This window comes from Bacillus sp. L_1B0_5, assembly GCF_000836715.1.
In the GTDB taxonomy this organism is placed as follows: Bacteria; Bacillota; Bacilli; order Bacillales; family Bacillaceae_G; genus Bacillus_A; species Bacillus_A thuringiensis_S.
Map to the genome: position 1 here is coordinate 1 of NZ_JXIS01000214.1, position 1,445 is coordinate 1,445.

Genomic DNA, 1,445 nt, shown 5'->3' on the forward strand with positions numbered 1-1,445 from the left:
CAAGCCTTTTCCTGTCTCTTTGTATGCGTGATCCCATAAGGATAGGAAATGATTGAATACAAAGCGAGAACACCCAATCGTTTTGTTGATTAGAATTGCTTGTGCCTGATTTGGATAGATACGAAACTTATAGGCTTTATTAATCATTATTTGATTCACCTCCATTTCGGTATATGACTATTATACAACGAACATACATTCGGTAGGTAGTGGAGTAACACTTTCTGTATGTCGAACAATTAAGCTGGCTTCCTGCCATCCCTTGTTCGAAGCCAATTCATCTCCCACCTACTCACCTTCACGCTCCTTGAGGAAGGAGTCTTCTTGGCTAAAATGATAAAAGAAGAGATGCGCTAACATTTCTTCTAATAACTGCTACCGTCAGGGTGGTGGTTATATCATTTATTTTTTACGAAACCCACCCTTTTGCTCTGGACGGCGACGAGGAGTGGTTTTTTGTTATCTTTTTCTAAAATTTGTTTCCTAAAAACATACGCAGAAACTTCACGTACAATGGCTTTCACAAATTCTTTTAGAAGCTTAAACAAAAACCCCATAGGTATATCACCCCCTTTCCTTCCACATGGAAAGAAGGGATAACCAATCACCCTCACAATATACAGTTAATCCTCTTCTATCATACTAGTACAATCTCACCAATATAAAAAAGACCACCATTAGGCAGTCCTTTTTGGGTAGTTTTAGAGATAAAATTATAACATATTAATATATAAATTATAAATTTTTTCCCAAAAGATACTATAAGTTTTTTATAATTATTGATTTCTCAATCTTCATTGCATGATAAATTTTCCTATAAAGATTGACAAATAACAGTAATATTATCAATCCATTAGATTATTAGAAAAAACTGGTTATCCGTATAGCTCTTTGGTAAAGTATAGATATTGTTTAAGAAAATAAAGTTAATATAGATTAACTAAGTAATCCAAAGGAAATGTTTTATTACATAAAAAAAGGCTCCATTGCTGGAGCGCTCCAAAATAAAATAAACAAACGAATTAAAACAAGAAACAGACAATTTAATTATATAGATAAAACATAAATAAATCTATATATATGCAATATTGCATATAAAACTTTATTTATTGATGCTATAATAGACTTACTCGACGATTATTATATTTTTTATGGTTTTTATGTAATACAATACCTCCTTAACACCAAGTGTACAAGTAAAAGAAGACATCTTAATCGATGTCTTCTTTTCTTATATAATAACAACACAACGACATTATGAAAGTCTTCTTCTCCTGGAAACAGAATGAAATCCACTATGTTAATACAAATGGTTGGTCTTAATTCTGTATACTTCATCCCCTGAGTCATTTGGGAATAATACATGCCTGCCCAGTAGAACAAAGATCGCTCAATCATGTCTTTTTTGTCGCGAACCCGTATCTCTATATTTAATTTTATACCAT

Annotated in this window: 1 protein-coding gene and 1 pseudogene; both read right to left on the reverse strand. The window is 32.2% G+C overall.

Going from position 1 to position 1,445, the window contains the following annotated elements; translation table 11 throughout:
• On the reverse strand, positions 1–147 hold a 147-nt coding region (locus RT27_RS31925; protein ID WP_197080471.1), incomplete at its 3' end, for a helix-turn-helix domain-containing protein.
• A gap of 1,080 nt (positions 148–1,227) precedes the next feature.
• Positions 1,228–1,445 (reverse strand): annotated as a pseudogene (locus tag RT27_RS34695) (Rpn family recombination-promoting nuclease/putative transposase); the annotation flags it as partial.